At 72.8% G+C, this 15,666-nt stretch carries 12 protein-coding genes; 9 read left to right on the top strand and 3 right to left on the bottom strand.

Annotation, left to right across the window (positions count from 1 at the left end; genetic code table 11):
* Nucleotides 1-88: 88 nt before the first annotated feature.
* Nucleotides 89-424: a hypothetical protein gene (locus tag AC6CKD_RS28775; protein WP_498331194.1), complete on the top strand. Its 336-nt coding sequence runs from the start codon at nucleotides 89-91 to the stop codon at nucleotides 422-424.
* Nucleotides 425-428: 4 nt separating this feature from the next.
* Here the strand turns inward: AC6CKD_RS28775 and AC6CKD_RS28770 are convergent, their stop codons facing one another.
* Nucleotides 429-1,865, bottom strand: a complete 1,437-nt coding sequence (locus tag AC6CKD_RS28770) for a purine-cytosine permease family protein (RefSeq protein ID WP_498331193.1) — start codon at nucleotides 1,863-1,865, stop codon at nucleotides 429-431.
* 366 nt (nucleotides 1,866-2,231) lie between these two features.
* Between AC6CKD_RS28770 and AC6CKD_RS28765 the strand changes: the two genes are divergently transcribed.
* From AC6CKD_RS28765 to AC6CKD_RS28740, 6 genes are all read left to right on the top strand, one after another.
* Nucleotides 2,232-2,960, top strand: coding sequence for a TetR-like C-terminal domain-containing protein (locus AC6CKD_RS28765; RefSeq protein WP_498331191.1), 729 nt, complete (start codon nucleotides 2,232-2,234; stop codon nucleotides 2,958-2,960).
* 178 nt (nucleotides 2,961-3,138) lie between these two features.
* Nucleotides 3,139-4,203, top strand: coding sequence for a DUF7847 domain-containing protein (locus AC6CKD_RS28760; protein WP_498331190.1), 1,065 nt, complete (start codon nucleotides 3,139-3,141; stop codon nucleotides 4,201-4,203).
* Between the two features lie 44 nt (nucleotides 4,204-4,247).
* Nucleotides 4,248-4,571, top strand: a complete 324-nt coding sequence (locus AC6CKD_RS28755; protein WP_498331189.1) for a putative quinol monooxygenase — start codon at nucleotides 4,248-4,250, stop codon at nucleotides 4,569-4,571.
* Nucleotides 4,572-4,683: 112 nt separating this feature from the next.
* On the top strand, nucleotides 4,684-5,097 hold the full coding sequence (locus tag AC6CKD_RS28750) for a cytochrome P450 (protein ID WP_498331187.1): 414 nt from the start codon (nucleotides 4,684-4,686) through the stop codon (nucleotides 5,095-5,097).
* A 153-nt stretch (nucleotides 5,098-5,250) separates the two neighbouring features.
* The gene (locus AC6CKD_RS28745) at nucleotides 5,251-8,571 is read left to right on the top strand and encodes a S8 family serine peptidase (protein WP_498331185.1); all 3,321 of its coding nucleotides are present in this window, start codon (nucleotides 5,251-5,253) and stop codon (nucleotides 8,569-8,571) included.
* Nucleotides 8,572-8,753: 182 nt separating this feature from the next.
* On the top strand, nucleotides 8,754-10,007 hold the full coding sequence (locus AC6CKD_RS28740; RefSeq protein WP_498331311.1) for an MFS transporter: 1,254 nt from the start codon (nucleotides 8,754-8,756) through the stop codon (nucleotides 10,005-10,007).
* A 46-nt stretch (nucleotides 10,008-10,053) separates the two neighbouring features.
* Here the strand turns inward: AC6CKD_RS28740 and AC6CKD_RS28735 are convergent, their stop codons facing one another.
* Nucleotides 10,054-11,007 (bottom strand): LysR family transcriptional regulator, encoded by a 954-nt coding sequence (locus AC6CKD_RS28735; RefSeq protein WP_498331184.1) that lies wholly within the window; start codon nucleotides 11,005-11,007, stop codon nucleotides 10,054-10,056.
* 89 nt (nucleotides 11,008-11,096) lie between these two features.
* On the opposite strand from AC6CKD_RS28735, the gene AC6CKD_RS28730 reads away from it, so the two are divergent.
* Both AC6CKD_RS28730 and AC6CKD_RS28725 read left to right on the top strand, forming a co-directional pair.
* Nucleotides 11,097-12,020: a zinc-binding dehydrogenase gene (locus tag AC6CKD_RS28730; RefSeq protein ID WP_498331182.1), complete on the top strand. Its 924-nt coding sequence runs from the start codon at nucleotides 11,097-11,099 to the stop codon at nucleotides 12,018-12,020.
* The gene (locus tag AC6CKD_RS28725) at nucleotides 12,017-13,069 is read left to right on the top strand and encodes an alpha/beta hydrolase family protein (RefSeq protein WP_498331180.1); all 1,053 of its coding nucleotides are present in this window, start codon (nucleotides 12,017-12,019) and stop codon (nucleotides 13,067-13,069) included. The genes AC6CKD_RS28730 and AC6CKD_RS28725 overlap by 4 nt, the downstream gene beginning before the upstream one ends.
* Before the next feature lie 33 nt (nucleotides 13,070-13,102).
* Here AC6CKD_RS28725 and AC6CKD_RS28720 read toward each other — a convergent pair whose 3' ends face one another.
* Complete coding sequence (locus AC6CKD_RS28720; RefSeq protein ID WP_498331178.1) at nucleotides 13,103-15,628, bottom strand: galactose oxidase family protein; 2,526 nt, start codon at nucleotides 15,626-15,628, stop codon at nucleotides 13,103-13,105.
* Between the last annotated feature and the right edge of the window lie 38 nt (nucleotides 15,629-15,666).

Below are 15,666 nucleotides of genomic sequence, written 5' to 3'. Positions count from 1 at the left end.
GACAGATGATCTACGGTCGTCGGCTGCCTCTGCTTGACTGACCGCCCGTGACGTGGCTGCTCGGTGCAGCCGTTCGAAGGGAAGCGCCGTGGGCGTCGAGATGGAGCTGCACGCCGACCGGCCCGTCCTGGACTGGGATCGGTCCAGGGGGACATTGCTCCGTGGATCGTACGAGCATGGCGACAAGCTGGCCGACGTGTTGCTCGGCATGGACGAGACCCGTGAAGGCAACCTCGCGCGTGTGGACCCTTACGGCGACACGTTGTTCAACGAGCAGCAGGCGCAAGCTGCCCTGCGGGAGGTGCCTGACCTGTTGGAACAGTGTTCGGGGCCATCACAGACAGCGGCCGTCCTTGACCTCGAGAGGCTGCTGCGGTCCTGCTCACAGACCCCGGGCAGCTACCTGTGGTTTGTCGGCGACTGATCAGTCAGGCCGGTGGTGCGGCGGACCGGCCTCGCAGGGAGCGCCACATCAGGAGCGCGTAGACGGACGCCGCCACCACGATGCCCGCGGGGAGGGAGAGGTCCAGTCCGTCCAGGACCCGGGCGACCGGGCCGGTGTACAAGGTGTCCACGCAGAGGGCGGCCGCCGCGGTGCCCGCCGTCAGGGCCAGCGCGCCGGCCCAGTTGACGCCGGCGGTGTACCAGAAGGGGCTGCCGCGGCTCTCGTCGGTGAGCGCGCGGCCGTCGTAGCGGCAGCCGCGCAGCAGGATGTCGGTCGCGTAGACGGCCGTGCTGGGGCCCAGCACGACGACGGTCAGCTGGAGGAGGTTGCCGACGGTGTCGAGGAAGTTGGAGACGAGGAGCGTGTACAGGGTCACGGCGACGCCGAGCGCTCCGTCGACGAGGACTCCGGCGGAGCGGCGGACGCGGACGCCGACGGCCTGGAGGGCGAGGCCGGAGCTGTAGGCGGTCATGGCGTTGTTGGCGATCGTGCCGAGCACGATCGCCACCAGGAACACGGGCGAGAACCAGGCGGGCAGGATGCTCTCCAGCCCGGCCTGCGGGTCGGCCATGTCCACGACGGTCGCGGCGAGGGCGCCCAGCGAGGCGAGGAGGACGCCGGGCAGGAAGCCGCCGAGCGCGGTCCAGCCCGCGACCGCCCTCAGGGAGGTCGCGCGCGGCAGGTAGCGGGAGAAGTCCGCGCTGTTGGTGTACGAGAGCGGGCCCGAGGCGATGAGCGTGACGCCGGCCGCGAGCGTGGCCCACAGGGCGCCGCCGGTCAGTGGTTCGGCGGGCCGGTGGCCGAGGTCGGCGCGGACGCACACGTAGCCGGCGACGACGGCGAACGTGACCGTGAGGGCGATCGCGATCGGGGGGTAGAGCTTCACCATGGTGGCGTGCCCGTAGACGCCGATGGCCAGGGTGAGGGCGGCGATGACCATCACGACGGCGACCTTGACACCGCTGTTCGTGTCGATGCCCGCCTTCTCGACGAGGACGAAGGCTGCGACCGCGGCGGCGGCCAGGTTGAGGGCGATGTAGCAGACGCAGAGCAGCCAGCCGTTGACGGCGATGTTCACCCGGTTGCCGCGGATGCCGTACATCGCCCGCGCGATCACCTCGCTCGGCGTGCCCGAGGCGGGTCCCGACACGGCGAGCAGGCCGATCGGCGCCCAGAACAGGCTGCCCACCACGATGACCGCGACGGCCTGGTCCAGGCTCAGACCCATGAGGATGAGCGCGCCGCCGACCACCATGCTCAGGTAGTTCACGTTCGCCGCAGCCCAGACGGGGAAGAGCTCGCCGGCGCGGCCGTGCCGCTCCCGCTCGGGAACGTGGTCGATGCCGTGGGCCTCGACCCGGCCCGGCCGGTCCGTGTCCGTGTCCGTATCCGTGTCCGTGTCCGTCTCCTTGGATGTCATGGAGCCCTCCGTCTGCGGTCGCGCCCGCCTGCGTGTCGTGGCGGAGGCGTTCGCGCTCTCGCCCGATCTTCACGCACCCGGGGAGGAGCGGCGTACGGCGACATCGGCCCGCGCGGGCTGCCACGACCGGTCGGCGGCCTAGGTCGTCTCTTTCGGATCTTGCCGTCAGGCCCGCGTCGTTCGGTGCCGTGCCTCGCCGCGCTGGCGGGGCTCCCGCGTACTGGACGTACTCGGGTGCCCCGGCAGTGCGGCGAGGTGCGGTGCCGGGCGGCGCGGGCCAGGCAAGATCCGAAAGAGACGGCCTAGGGCCGATCCCCTACGGAGGCCGCACGCACGGGAGTTGGGGACGGCCGGTACGGTTTCGACATGGACGATTACGCAACGAATTCGACATACGGTGATGTGATCCTTTCAGACCTGATCAAAGACACCGCACGCCAGCACCTGGTCAAGCTGGGCGGCGGCGGCCTGTCCCTGGACTCCATCGCGCACGACTGCGGCCGCACCGTCACCGGGGTGCAGGCCCTCTTCCCGCACCGGGACGACCTGCTGACCGCGCTGGTCATCGACGCCTACGACGCGTCCGGCGCCGCCATGGAGCAGGCCGACGAGGCCGCCACGAGCGCCGGCGCCTCGGCCGGTGCGCGGCTGCTCGCGGTCGCTCGTGCGCTGCGGCAGTGGTCCTTCGACCACCCCGCGGATTTCACGCTGATCTACGGATCGCCCGTACCGGGCTACCACGCTCCGCAGGACACCGTCCTGCCCGCCTCGCGCACGCCCGGTGTCCTCGCCCGCATCGTGGGCGCGGCGCTGGCGGGCGACGAACTCACGCCGCCCCGGCGGACGGTGCCCGGGCCGCCGTTGCTGCTGCCGGCTGCCGTGGAAGCCTTCGGCGGGCTGCCCCCGGCGCCGTTCTCGGACGTCATCGAGCGCGGGATCGTGCTGTGGAGCAGCCTGATCGGACTCCTGGTGTTCCAGGTCTTCAGCCGCACCCACGACAGCGTCCGGGACGAGGCCGCGTTCTTCGACTACGCCATCGCCGTGGCGGCCGAGAGCATCGGGCTCGTGGTCACCCTCGACGGGGACACCCACTGAGGACCAGGGCGTTGACCAGGAGCGTTGACCAGCGGCATGGAGAGGGGGGCCTTGACGGCGGGCCTGCATCGACGGGTTACGGTATCCCTTCATTCGAGGGGGAACAGCGATGTCGCACCACACTGGGTGGGGTCAACACCCGGGTCAGCCCATACCGCCGCACTGGGGAGGCGGCTGGATGCCACCCCCCGCGCCACAGCCGGGCGTCATACCCCTGCGCCCGCTCGATACGGGCGAGGTGCTCAGCGGGGCCTTCGGGACCTACCGGCGGTACTGGAAGCCCCTGATCGGCGTCATGGCCGCGGTCCAGGGCATCGGAATCCTGATCGTGGGCGCCGCGCTCGCCATCACCTTCGCAGTCGTCCACGACCGGTTCTCCGCCGTCTTCGACCTCGCGCCGGGAGAGGACCCCGAAGGCTCGGACGTGGCGTCCCTCTTCCTGTCCTTCGTGCCGGCCGGCGTGGTCCTGCTCGTCGCGATGACGGTGGGCGCCGCGATGTTCAGCGCGCTGTCCCCCGCGTTGATCCAGGAGGCGGTCCTCGGCCGCCCGGCGACCTTCGGTTCGATGTGGCGCCGCAGCTGGTCGCGACTGCCGTCGGTGCTCGGCACCGTGCTGCTCACCGCGCTGATGGCGGGCGGGCCGGCGCTCCTGCTCTACGCGATCTGCATCCCGCTGATCCTCATGTCCACGGACCTGGACGGCTCCGGCCCGTCGGCCGCCTTCGGCCTCCTCATGCTGGGCTCCCTCCTGTGCCTGCCCTTCTCGATCTGGCTCATGGTCCGGTTCAGCCTCGCGCCCGCCGCGGCGGTGTGCGAAGGACTCGGCCCCGTCGCGGCCCTGAAGCGCTCTTCGCACCTGGTCCGCGACGGCTGGTGGAGGGTGTTCGGCATTTCGTTGCTCGGGTACATCGTGGCGGCGGCCGTGGGGTACGCCATCCAGATGCCGTTCGGCTTCGTCGGCATGTTCGCGCTCTTCCCGACCCTGTCGGGACCGGGCGACCCTTCGCCGGAGCCCGGCGCGCTGATCTTCGGATTCCTGGTCTACGGGGGCACCCTGCTGATCGGCGGTGTCATCAGCTCGCTGTTCCAGTTCAGCTTCCCGCAGCTGGTCATCGCCCTCATGTACGTCGACCAGCGGATGCGCAAGGAGAACCTCGCGGCTGCGCTCACCGCCACCGCATTCCCCGCGCCTGCGGCTGGGACCGGGACCGGGACCGGGACCGGGGATCATCCAGCTCCCTAGCCGACCGCAGGGGGCCGGGTGAGGCTCGCGCCTACAATGATCGAATGATCTTCATTGTGGTGAAATTCCCCGTCAAGTCCGAGTACGTCGATCAGTGGCCCGAGCTCGTCGCGGAGTTCAGCCGGGCCACCCGCGCCGAACCGGGCAACCTGTGGTTCGAGTGGTCCCGCAGCCTGGAAGAGCCGGACACCTACGTACTGGTCGAGGCCTTCCAGGACGATGCCGCGGAGGCGCACGTCACCTCCGGGCACTTCCGCACGGCCCTGGAGACCATGCGGCCCCTGGTGACCCGGACGCCGGAGATCGTCAGCACCACCATCGAGGGCGCGACCGGCTGGAGCCGGATGGGCGAGCTCCAGATCGACTGACGGCCGCCCCGCCCCCTGCTCCGCCCCCGGTCCCGCGTGCCGCGGAGCGGCCCGGGAGGGGCGCACGCGCGACACGTTCAACAGCGGCTCCCCTCCCCCACCGTGGCGGGCGGTGGAGGAACTGCTGCGCTACCTCACGATCATCATCCACCTCGGCCTGGGCCGCGCCGCCACCGAGGACGTCGCGGTCGGCGGGGCGTCGATCCGGGCCGGGGACGGGGCGATCTGCATGCTGTCCACCGCCAACCGGCAGCCGGAGCTCTTCGGCCCCCGGACCGCACCGACCCCAACGAAGCCCCGGCCCGCCGAGCTGGACGTGACCCGGGACGCGCGCCGGCGCTCGGCCTTCGGCCACGGCCCGTACCAGCGCCTGGGCCACACCCTGGCGCGCGTCGAACTCCAGATCATGCTGGAGACCGTCCTGCGGGAGCTGCCCGGCCTGCGGCCGGCCGTACCCGAGGAGCAGCCCGTGTTCCAACGGGACACCATCGTCTACGGGTTGCGGGATCTCCCCGTCACCTGGTGACGGCAGTTCTGGTCAACGACCCCACGGTCTACGGGATTTGCCCGAGTCCACCGAGAACCGAACAGGCCCCCGCCGCGTGGTAGCCGACACGATCGGCACGCACACGAACACGGGGGAACACGGGTGGGATTCGCAAGGAGAGCCAGGACGGCCGTGCTTGCCGCGGCGGTGACCGGGACGCTGGTCGCGGGGACCGTGTCGGCCGGCGCCCAGCCGACGCCGGACGGTACGAGGGCGACGGCGACGGGCAGGCCGAAGGCGGACGCGAAGCCGTCGGCGACGGTCACCCTGATCACGGGCGACCGGGTCGTCGTCAAGGGCGATGGCAGCGTCGAGCAGCTCATGCGGGGCGCGGGCCGTGAGGGGACGGCCTTCTCGGTGCGGCGCGAGGGCGCGCACACGTACGTGGTCCCGCAGGACGCGCTGCGCCTGGTCGCCGACGGGGTCCTGGACCGGCGGCTGTTCGACGTGGCCCAGCTGGTCAAGGACGGGTACGACGACGCGCACCGCAGCTCGCTGCCGCTGATCGCCGGCTACCGGCGGGACGCCTCCGGGGCCAAGACCTTCGGTGCCTCCGGCGACACGCTCGCCGGGGTCGCGCGCGACCGCCGGCCGCTGCCCGCGGTGGCCGGCGAGGCGTTCAACGCGCCGAAGGCCGACGCCGCGGCCCTCTGGTCGGCGGTCACCGGCCGAACGAACGCCCGCGTGGCGGGCGCCGCCCCGGTGCCCCCCGTCGCCCACCTGTGGCTGGACGCCAAGGTGAGCGTCAGCCTCGACAAGAGCGTGCCGCAGATAGGCGCGCCCGCCATGTGGCAGGCGGGCTACACCGGCAAGGGCGTCAAGGTGGCGGTCCTGGACACGGGAGTCGACGAGACCCACCCCGATCTCAAGGGAATCGAGACGGCGCAGCGGAACTTCAGCAGTTCTCCCGACTCCGCGGACCGGTACGGGCACGGCACGCACGTGGCCTCCACCCTCGCGGGGTTGGGCGCCAAAGCGGGCGGCTTGTACAAGGGGGTGGCGCCCGGGGTCCAGCTCCTGGACGCCAAGGTCCTGGGCGACGACGGCTTCGGCGACTTTTCCGGCATCATCAGCGGCATGCAGTGGGCCGTGGACCAGGGTGCGACGGTGGTCAACATGAGCCTGGGCTCCCCCGACGGGCCCGGCGTCGACCCCATGGAGGAAGCGGTCGCCCAGCTCTCCGGCAAGGCGCTGTTCGTGGTGGCCGCGGGGAACGAGGGCCCCGGGGGCAGCACGCTGCGCACGCCCGGGAGCGCCCCCGAGGCGCTCACGGTCGGCGCGGTGGACAAGGAGGACCAGCTCGCGGAGTTCTCCAGCCGCGGCCCGAGCGCCGACGGGGTGGCCAAGCCGGACATCACCGCCCCGGGCGTCGAGATCACCGCCGCCGGCACCACGCAGAGCCCCGACCCGGGGCCCGCCGACGGCTACGTCGGCATGTCGGGCACCTCCATGGCCGCCCCGCACGTCGCGGGCGCCGCGGCCCTGGTCCGTCAGCAGCACCCGGACTGGAGCCCGGCCCGGATCAAGGCCCTGCTGACCGGATCGGCACGGCCCAACCCGGCGCTCAACGCCTACCAGCAGGGCGCGGGCCGCACCGACCTGGCACGGGCCGTCAAGGCCGTCGTCACCTCCGAGCCCGGCTCCCTGGCCTTCGGCACGCACTCCTGGCCGCACGCCGACGACAAGCCGGTCAGCAAGTCCCTCACCTACCGCAACCACGGCACCGGGCCCGTCACGCTCAAGCTGAGCACGTCGGGCACCGACCAGTCCGGCCGCCCGGCCCCGGCCGGGATGTTCACCGTCAAGGACGCCCAGCTGACCGTCCCCGCCGGGGGCACCGCGACGACCACCGTCACCGCCGACACCCGCAAGGGCACGGTGGACGGCGCCTTCGGCGGCACCGTGCTGGCCTCCGGGGGCGGGCAGGAGGTGCGTACCGGCCTCGTGGTCGACCGCGAGGTGGAGTCCTACGACGTCACTCTGAAGCACCTGGACGTCAACGGCGCGAACCCGGTGACCTACTACACCACGCTGACGGGGATCGGCGAGGGCGCGCACGGTCGCCTGGAGGTCCCGTACGACCCGAGCGGCACCGTCGTCCAGCGGCTGCCCAAGGGCGACTACCTGCTGGAGGGCGTCGTCTGGGGCCCGGACGCCACCCTGGGCTTCTTCGTCCAGCCGGTGCTGAAGCTCACCGGGAAGACCACGGTCACCTTCGACTCCCGCAAGGCCAAGCCGTTCGCCGTCACTCCTCCGGATCCCCGCGCGAAGCTGGTGACCGCCTTCGCCGGGTTCTACGACGAGGCCTCGATGGTGTCCGACATGTGGGGCACCGACGGGGTGACGAAGATCCTCACCCAGCACCTGGGCCCGGCCACGCCCACGCTGCGGGCGCAGTACAGCGGCCGGTGGAAGACACCCGGGGCGGCGGGCAGGAACGTCGACCACCTGCTGGCCTTCAACCGCACGGGCACGTGGTTCAACGGGCTCGACCGCAAGCTCACCCGGGCCGACGTCGCCGAGGTCAAGCTCGGCTTCGGCGCCTCGGTCACCGGGGCGCAGGCCCAGATCTCCGCGATTCCGACGGACGACCACGAGTTCACCCTCGGGGTGCAGGACCCGCCGGTGCAGAGCCTGCCGCTGGCGAGCACCCAGTACGTCAGTACGGAGGGGGTGCGCTGGTCCTGGGTGGCCTCGCAGCTCGACGCCGCAGGCGAAGGGCGCAGCACCTACACGCACAACCGGGTGTCGTACAAGCCGGGCAAGCGCTACACGCTGAACTTCAACACCGGCGTGGTCGGCCCCGACGTGGAGGCCGGGGACGAGCAGGGCGCGTGGCGGACCGGCGACTACCTGGACGCGAACGTCCAGTTGTTCAACGACGGCAGCGGTCATGAGGGCTATGCCGTCTCCACCGGGGGCTTCACCCGGCTGGAGTCCGGCGGCCGGGTCCTCGCGGAGACCGACCCCAACGGCTGGATCAGTGCCGAGGCCCCGCCCGGCTCGGCCGTGTACCGCCTGACCAAGGAGGCGACCCGGTCCGCCGAGGACACCGCCACCAGCACGAAGGTGAGGGCGAGCTGGACGTTCACCTCGGCCCGCCCGGCGGGCACGGACGAGCGGGTGGCGCTGCCGCTGTCCACGGTGCGGCTCACGCCGAAGCTGAGCCTGCGCGGAACGGCGCCGGCGGGCGGTGCGCTGAAGGTGCCGCTGGTGCTGGGCGGGGCGGCCGCCGCGGAAGGGCGGGTCGCCGCGCTGGCGGTCCGGGTCTCCTACGACGGGGGCAAGACCTGGAGTCTCCTCGCGGTGGCGACGGACCCGAAGGGCGCGCGGTCGGTGACCGTGAAGCACCCGGCATCGGCCAAGGCCGTGTCGTTCCGGGTGGACCTGAGGGACAAGGCCGGCAACACCGTGCGGGAGACGATCACGAACGCCTATCTCCTCGCGCCCTGAACCGACCGTACGACGCTCCGGCCCGGCCCCGCACCTCGCGGGTGCCGGGCCGGAGCGGTGCCGGGGGACGTGCTGCGACCCGGCGGCGTGCCGGTCGCTTTGATTGCTCCGGCCGGTACGAGTAGATTCGTCCGCTTGTTCGTGGAAGCGTGTGCGCGAAAGAGCGGGGGCTGACGCCGATCATGCCGATCAAGCGGACCAGGGGGTCGCTGGGGCGGCAGTTCAGGTGGCTCTGGGCGGCGTACGCGGTCAGCGCGCTCGGCACCTGGCTCGCCTTCGACTCGTTCGCCCTGATCGCGATCTTCGTGCTGCACGCCGGGCCGGCCGAGGTGTCGGCGCTCGCGGCCGCGGGGCCGGCGGTCGCCGCGGTGGTGGCGCTGCCGCTCGGGCCGTGGGTGGAGTTCCGCCGCAAACGGCCGGTGATGATCGTGATGGACCTGATCCGGTTCGCGGCGCTGATGAGCGTGCCCGTGGCCTTCGCGCTCGGCGTGCTCGGGATCATCCAGCTCCTGGTCGTCTCGGTCGTCGTCGGCGCGGCGGACATCGCCTTCACGGCGGCCGGCGGCGCCTGCCTGAAGGCGCTGGTCCGGCCGGAGGACCTGCTCGTCGCGAACGGCCGCTTCGAGTCCACCACCTGGACCGCGACCATGCTCGGGCCCCCGCTCGGCGGGGTGGCGATCGCCGTGTTCGGGCCGGTGATGACGGTGGTGGGCAACGCGGTGAGCTACCTGCTCTCGGCGGCGGGGATCCGCGCGATCGGCGGTGGGGAGCCATGCCCCGCGCCGCCCTCCGGAACTCCGGCGCGGCCGCGCTTCGGCGACCTGTTCGAGGGCTGGCGGTTCATCCTGGCCGACCCCGAGCTGCGTCCGCTGTTCGCCAACACGATCCTGGTCAACGGCCTGATCATGGCGACCGCACCGCTGCTCGCCGTCCTCATGCTCGGCCCGCTCGGGTTCACGCCCTGGCAGTACGGACTCGCCTTCGCCGTGCCCTGCGCCGGCGGCCTGCTCGGCTCACGGCTGGCTCCGCGGCTCGTCGAGCGGTTCGGGCGGCACCGGGTCATGATCACCGCAGGGGTGCTGCGGGTGTGCTGGCTGCCCTGGCTGGCCTTCGTCCACTCCGGGACCGGCGGGCTCGTGCTCGTCATGGCCGTCGAGTTCGGGCTGATCACCTGCATGGGCGTGTTCAACCCGGTCTTCGCCACCCGTCGGCTCACCCGGACCCCGCCGGACCGGGTCGCCCGTGTCCTGTCCGCGTGGTCGGTCACCAGCAAGGCGTCCATCGCCGCACTGACCGCCCTGTGGGGCCTGCTGGCAGCTTTCACCGACCCCCGCACCGCCCTCGCGGCCGCCGGCCTGCTGGCCATGACGACCCCGCTCCTGCTCCCCCGACGCGCCCGCACGCCCCGGGCGAAGCAGCGCGCGCCGCTGGGCTGAGTCCGGGGCCGGGCGATCGGCGCGGGCGGCCGGCAGGCCACCGGTGTCACGGTGTGGCGGAGGAGCCCGGGTCGGGCAGCCAGTCGCGGGCCGGGTCGTACTCCAGCCAGCGGGAGCGCCCGGCCTCCGCCGCGAAGGCTTCCAACAGCGTGTCCAGCAGGGGGCGCCCGGCGTCTCCGCGCCCGTCGCCTCCGCGCCACAGGAGCGACCAGGCGTAGAGGGGTGTGGGGTCCACCAGCGGAACGGACCTGATGCCCGGGGTCCGCGGGAGCGGCACGTCGGCCGGCATCAGCGCGAAGCGGCGTACGTCCCCTGACAGGCCGGCCAGGAAGTGGTCGGCTCCCAGGTTCGGGCTCTCGGCGTGCTCGCGCACGCCGAAGTGCTCGGCGAACCGGTGCAGGAAGTCGAGCCGGTCGAGGGCCCCGGGGGTCCAGAGCACGCTCTCCCGCAGTTGACCGGGCCGGAGCGCGACCTCTCCCGCGAGGGGATGGCCCGCGCCGAGCACCACGTCGACCGGCTCCAGCCGCACGAGGCGGTGCGTCAGCCCTTCGGGCAGGGGCGGGTGGACCCGGCCGAACGCCGCGTCGACGTCTCCGTGGAGCAGGGCGGTGGCCACGGCGGGCAGGTCGCGGCCGTGCCCCAGTTCCAGAGCCGGTTCGGGGGTCCGCGCGGCCACCCGGGCCAGGGTCCGCATCGGTGCGTACAGGTGGCCCCATACGTCGACCCGTAGCGGCCGCCGTTCGTCCCGTACGGCGGCCACGGCCCGGTCGGCGGCGTCCAGGGCCCGCCGGGCCGGTTCCAGGAAGCGGCGGCCAACCTCCGTGAGCCGTACGCCGTGCCCGCTCCGGTGGAACAGCTCGGCGCCCAGCCCGGACTCCAGGCGGGCGATCCGCTTCGACAGGGCCTGCTGGGAAATCGAGAGGGTCCCGGCCGCGCGTCCGAAGTGCAGCTCCTGGGCGGTCAGTACGAAGGCACGCACCTGCGCGAGGTCCAGATCCACGCCGCTCACCTTAGGCGACAACCGCTGGTTGTCGCCTGGTCCCGGGGGTTGTTGGACGGCTCACGGCCGCTGCCGCTTCCATGATCCGCATGCAGAGACTGATTCCCACAGGTGATCCGGGACGTCCGGTGGAGTTCGCCGACGACGCCCAGCCCGTCCCGGCCGCGGACGAGGCCCTGATCAGGGTGGAGGCGTTCGCACCCAACCGCGGAGAGACCTTCCTCCTGGAAGACCCGCGGCCCGGGCTGGTTCCGGGGAAGGACGTCGCGGGGCTCGTGGTGCAGGCGGCGGCCGACGGGTCCGGACCGCCGGTCGGCACCCGCGTCGTGGGCCATCCGCCCCAGGGCGGATGGGCGGAGTACGCGGCCGTGCCCACGCACTCGTTGGCCGTGCTCCCCGACGGCATCGACGCCGTCCGGGCCGCGGCCCTGCCGCTGGCCGGGATCACGGCACTGCGGCTGCTGCGGGCGGCCGGCGGCGCGGCGGGCCGGCGCGTCCTGCTGACCGGTGCGGCGGGCGGGGTGGGCCACTACGTCACCGAACTCGCCGCCGCCTCGGGCGCGGACGTCACCGCCGTGACCGCCACCCCCTCGCGTGGCGAGGGCCTGTTCGCACGGGGCGCGACCGCCGTCGTACGGGACGTCGCGGAGGCCCGGGGGCCGTTCGACCTGGTGCTGGAGTCCACCGGCGGCGCCGCTCTGCCGCAGGCGCTGGCCCTGCTGGCCGCCGGCGGCACGCTGATCTGGTTCGGCCAGGCGAGCCGGACGCCGGTGACGCTCGACTTCTTCGACTTCTTCGCCGGTCCGGAAGGCGCCTCGATCCGGCACTTCCACTACGCCGGCGCGCCGTACGGCGAGGATCTGGCGACCCTGGTCCGCCTCGTGGACCGCGGCCGATTGCGTCCGGAGATCGGCCGGGTCGACGACTGGGCGCAGACGGCCCGCACCCTCGTCGACCTGCGGGAGCGCCGGATCCGCGGCAAGGCCGTCCTGACGACCGGAGCGGCACGATGAGCTCTACGGGTACCGCCGCCGACCTGGCCACCGCCTTCGCCGCCGCGCAGCTGACCCGGGCCACCGGGGCCGGGCTCGATCCGCACGCCTACCTGCGCGTCACGGGCGGGGCCGCCACCCCGGGCGACTGGAGCGAGGCGCTGATCCGTACCGCCCGGCAGTACGTCGCCCGCGCACGGCAGGCGGCGGCCGCCGGATCGCCGGTCTCGGCGGGCGAGTACGAGCAGGCGGCGGCGAGGTGGTTCCACTTCGCCACCCTGTCTCCGAACACGTCCACATCCACGTCCACATCCACGCACCCCGCGCAGGCCGCCGCGGAGGCGGACGCCGCCATGGGCCGCGCGCTGGCCCTGCTGGATCCCACCGCCCGCCGGATCGAGGGCCCCGCCTTCACCGGCTGGCTGCGCGGCCCCGCCGACGCACCGGCCACCGTGATCGTCGTCCCGGGGCTCGACTCCGGCAAGGAGGAGTTCCACCGGGTCACCGCGGCCTTGCTGCGCAGGGGTTCGGCCGTCTTCACCATGGACGGCCCGGGACAGGGATCGCTCGCGGCCACCACGACACTCCGCTCCGACTACGACCGGGTGATCGGCCAGGTCATCGACGCCCTCGGCCGCGACCGCGTCGGCCTCATCGGCCTCAGCCTGGGCGGCTACTACGTCGCGCGGACCGCCGCCCTGGAACCCCGCGTCTCGGCCGCCGCGGTGGTGAGCGGCCCTCACCGGATCGACTGGGAGGCGCTGCCACCGGCCCTGCGGGACCTCATCGCCCGGCGCGCCGGAGGCACCGAAGCGGCACGCGAGTTCACCGGCCGGGTCGACTTGTCGACACTCGCGCCACGCATCGGATGCCCCCTCCTGGTGGTGGACGGCGGCCAGGACCTCGTCCCCGGCGTCACCAACGGAGCCGAGCTGGCCCGACGAGCGCCCAAGGGCACCTACCTACTGGTCCCCCAGGGCGACCACCTCCTCGGCAACGCCCAACCCGACTGGCTCCCCACCACCACGGACTGGCTCACCACGGCCCTGACCGCCACCTCGGCTCCATGAGCCGACGTCATGTCCGCGACGACCGTCGCGGAGTCAGGAGACGGTGAGGAACCGGGCGGCGCTCGGTACTCCCTGGGTGTCGAGGGCGAAGAGCATGTAGGTCCCCGGCAGGACCACGCCCGGGTCGGCGGGTACGGACACGGTGTACGTGCCCGTTCCCGTGGCTGTGGACGCGACGGGGACCCGTCGCTGGTCGTTGTCGGTGGAGTGGGTCGCGGCCGCGGCCCGCATCAGGACGAAGGATGCCACCGGGGTGGAGGTGGAGAGTGTCAGGGAAGTGCCGGGGGCCGTCCTGGAGGGGACGTCTCCCGTGATCTCGGGACGCGGTTTCGGCGATCCGTCCGGATTGAGGAGGTACGGCGGTGTGAAGACGGCCCCGTCGGCGTGGTTGGTGGCGCAGTCGCCGCACAGGCCCCCGCCGCCGGAGAAGACCCGCCCGTCCGGCAACAGGTTGGCCACGCTGTGGTAGTTGCGCGGGACGGCCATGGTGGCGAGCGGGGTGAAGGCGCCGGTCGAAGGGTCCCACAGTTCGGGGGTCATGACCGAGGTCGCGTCGCTGAACGGGACCGGCCGGCTCTGTCCGCCGAAGACGATCACCTTGCCGTCGGGCAGGACCACGCTGTTGGCGAAGGCCCGGGCGTACTCCATGTCTCCGGTGCGGACCGTTTCGACCTGGCTGCCCGCGATGCTCACGGTGTAGGCGCGGCGGGTGGCGGGAGTGTCCTGGTAGGCGGGCGAGCCGCCCAGGGTGAGCAGTTTGCCGATGTCGTAGGAGACCGCGTTGCCCGTCATCGCGTCGGCACTGTCGGCCCGGGTGCCCGCCGGGGTGATGCCGCCCGTGCCGGTGGTCGAGATCCAGTTCATCTGCTTGCTCGGGCCCAGTTGCAGGACTTTGCCGCCCGAAGTGGCGTGCAGCCACATGTGGTTGTCGGCGCGGTAGGGCCCGGCCGGGTCGGCCGTGGACGCCTGGAGGGCGGGGACGCCCGGGAGCCCGCGCCAGGTGCCGGTCTTCGGTGACCAGGCCTCACCGGCCTTGTCGCCCGCGGTTCCGCTCCAGGAACCGCCCAGGACGAAGGCCTCTCCGGTGGAGAGCAGGGTCATGGACTGGTAGCCGCGGGGGATGTTCATGTTGCCTGCCGCGGACCAGCCGTCGGTGGCGGGATCGTAGATGCTGACCTTCTCCGCGTTGCTGCCCCCTGTGACCAGCACGCGGCCGTCGGCCAGCATGGCTATGCCGGGGCAGAACATGTCGTGTCCGGTGTTGTCGATGCGTCGCTGGGTGACCCTGCCCGTCTTCAGGTCGAGGATCGCGGTCTGGGTGTAGCCGTTGCTGCCGCCGAAGCGGTCCACCGCGTACGCGGACCAGGCCAGCAGTTGGTCCCCCGGCAGGACGGCGGTGGCCACGGGCACCAGGGGGAAGCCGGTGATCCGTCCCCAGGATCCGTGGACGGCGGGGCCGGCCGGCCCGCTCAGGCGGATCTCGGCGGCGGAGGTCCACGGGCCGCGGGCCCCGGCCTCCGTGGTCACGGTCAGCCGTACGTACCGGGCGTTCGCGGTACGGGTGAAGGTGGCGGTCTTGACGGTGTCGTCGTCACGCCAGGTGCCCGCGGCCACCGGCGCGCCGAAGGCGGCTCCGTCGCTGCTGGTGGTGACGGTGTACGCGCCGGCCCGGCCGTTGGGGCCGTTCACGCGGGGGTGGTAGACGAGCGCCGAGACGGCGGCCGTGCGGTGCATGTCGATGGTGATGCTGTGCGGGAGGGGCGCCGGAGTGCCCGACCACCTGCTGTGCCAGAGCGTGCCGGTGTCACCGTCGAGGACGTTGGCGGCGCGGCCGTTCTCGCGGACCGTTTCCTCGTCGCTCGCCGCGGCCGTCCATCCCGTCCGGGGCAGGTCCACGGTGGCTTCCGGGGTGCCGGGGTCGCCGAGCAGGTTGATCTCGGCGACCGAGGTCCACGGGCCGCGGCCGCCGGCCTCGGTGAGTGCCGTCAGCCGTACGAACCGGGCCCCCTGTGGCGCGAACCCGAGCGTTTTGGCGCTGCCGTCGTCCGCGAGGGTGCCACTGGCGACCGGGGCCGGCCAGCTCGCTCCGTCCGCGCTGACGCTGAGCGCGTACTCGCCGACGCGCCCGTTGGCCCCGTTGGTGCGGGGGGTGTAGACGAGCGCCGAGACGACCGCCGTACGGTGCATGTCGATGGTGATGGTGTGCGGCAAGGGGGCCGGAGTAGCCGACCACTTGCTGTGCCAGAGGGTGCCGGTGTCACCGTCGAGGACGTTGGCGGCGCGGCCGTTCTCGCCGGCCGTCTCCTCGTCGCTCGCCGCTGCCGTCCATCCGGTCCGGTCGAGTACGGGCGCCGTCGGCTCCATGGCGCTCGCCGGCGCGATGCCGTGGTGCGGCGACTGCTGCGCCGCCCGCCCGCCGACCGGCCCGGGGATCGGCGTGGGGCTCGCGACCCCGAGCCACGGCGTGGAGCCGATCAGGAGCGCGCCGAGACCGAAGGCTATGAGCAGCCTGGACCGGCGTGGCGCACGGGGTAGGGCGAGGAAGCGCCTGGACTGCAATCTGACCTCCTGGGGCGAACCGGTATGCCCCATGGAAG

The organism is Streptomyces sp. GQ60 (genome assembly GCF_059758875.1).
The sequence above is the reverse complement of the archived record's forward strand: the minus strand, read 5'-3'. Positions and strand labels throughout refer to the sequence as shown.

Bases quoted from the DNA above. Each gene is read 5' to 3' on its own strand.
- AC6CKD_RS28740 (WP_498331311.1), top strand. From the start codon at position 8,754: ATGCCGATCAAGCGGACCAGGGGGTCGCTGGGGCGGCAGTTCAGGTGG.
- AC6CKD_RS28730 (WP_498331182.1), top strand. From the start codon at position 11,097: ATGCAGAGACTGATTCCCACAGGTGATCCGGGACGTCCGGTGGAGTTC.
- AC6CKD_RS28755 (WP_498331189.1), top strand. From the start codon at position 4,248: ATGATCTTCATTGTGGTGAAATTCCCCGTCAAGTCCGAGTACGTCGAT.
- AC6CKD_RS28760 (WP_498331190.1), top strand. From the start codon at position 3,139: ATGCCACCCCCCGCGCCACAGCCGGGCGTCATACCCCTGCGCCCGCTC.
- AC6CKD_RS28765 (WP_498331191.1), top strand. From the start codon at position 2,232: ATGGACGATTACGCAACGAATTCGACATACGGTGATGTGATCCTTTCA.
- AC6CKD_RS28770 (WP_498331193.1), bottom strand. From the start codon at position 1,865: ATGACATCCAAGGAGACGGACACGGACACGGATACGGACACGGACACG.
- AC6CKD_RS28725 (WP_498331180.1), top strand. From the start codon at position 12,017: ATGAGCTCTACGGGTACCGCCGCCGACCTGGCCACCGCCTTCGCCGCC.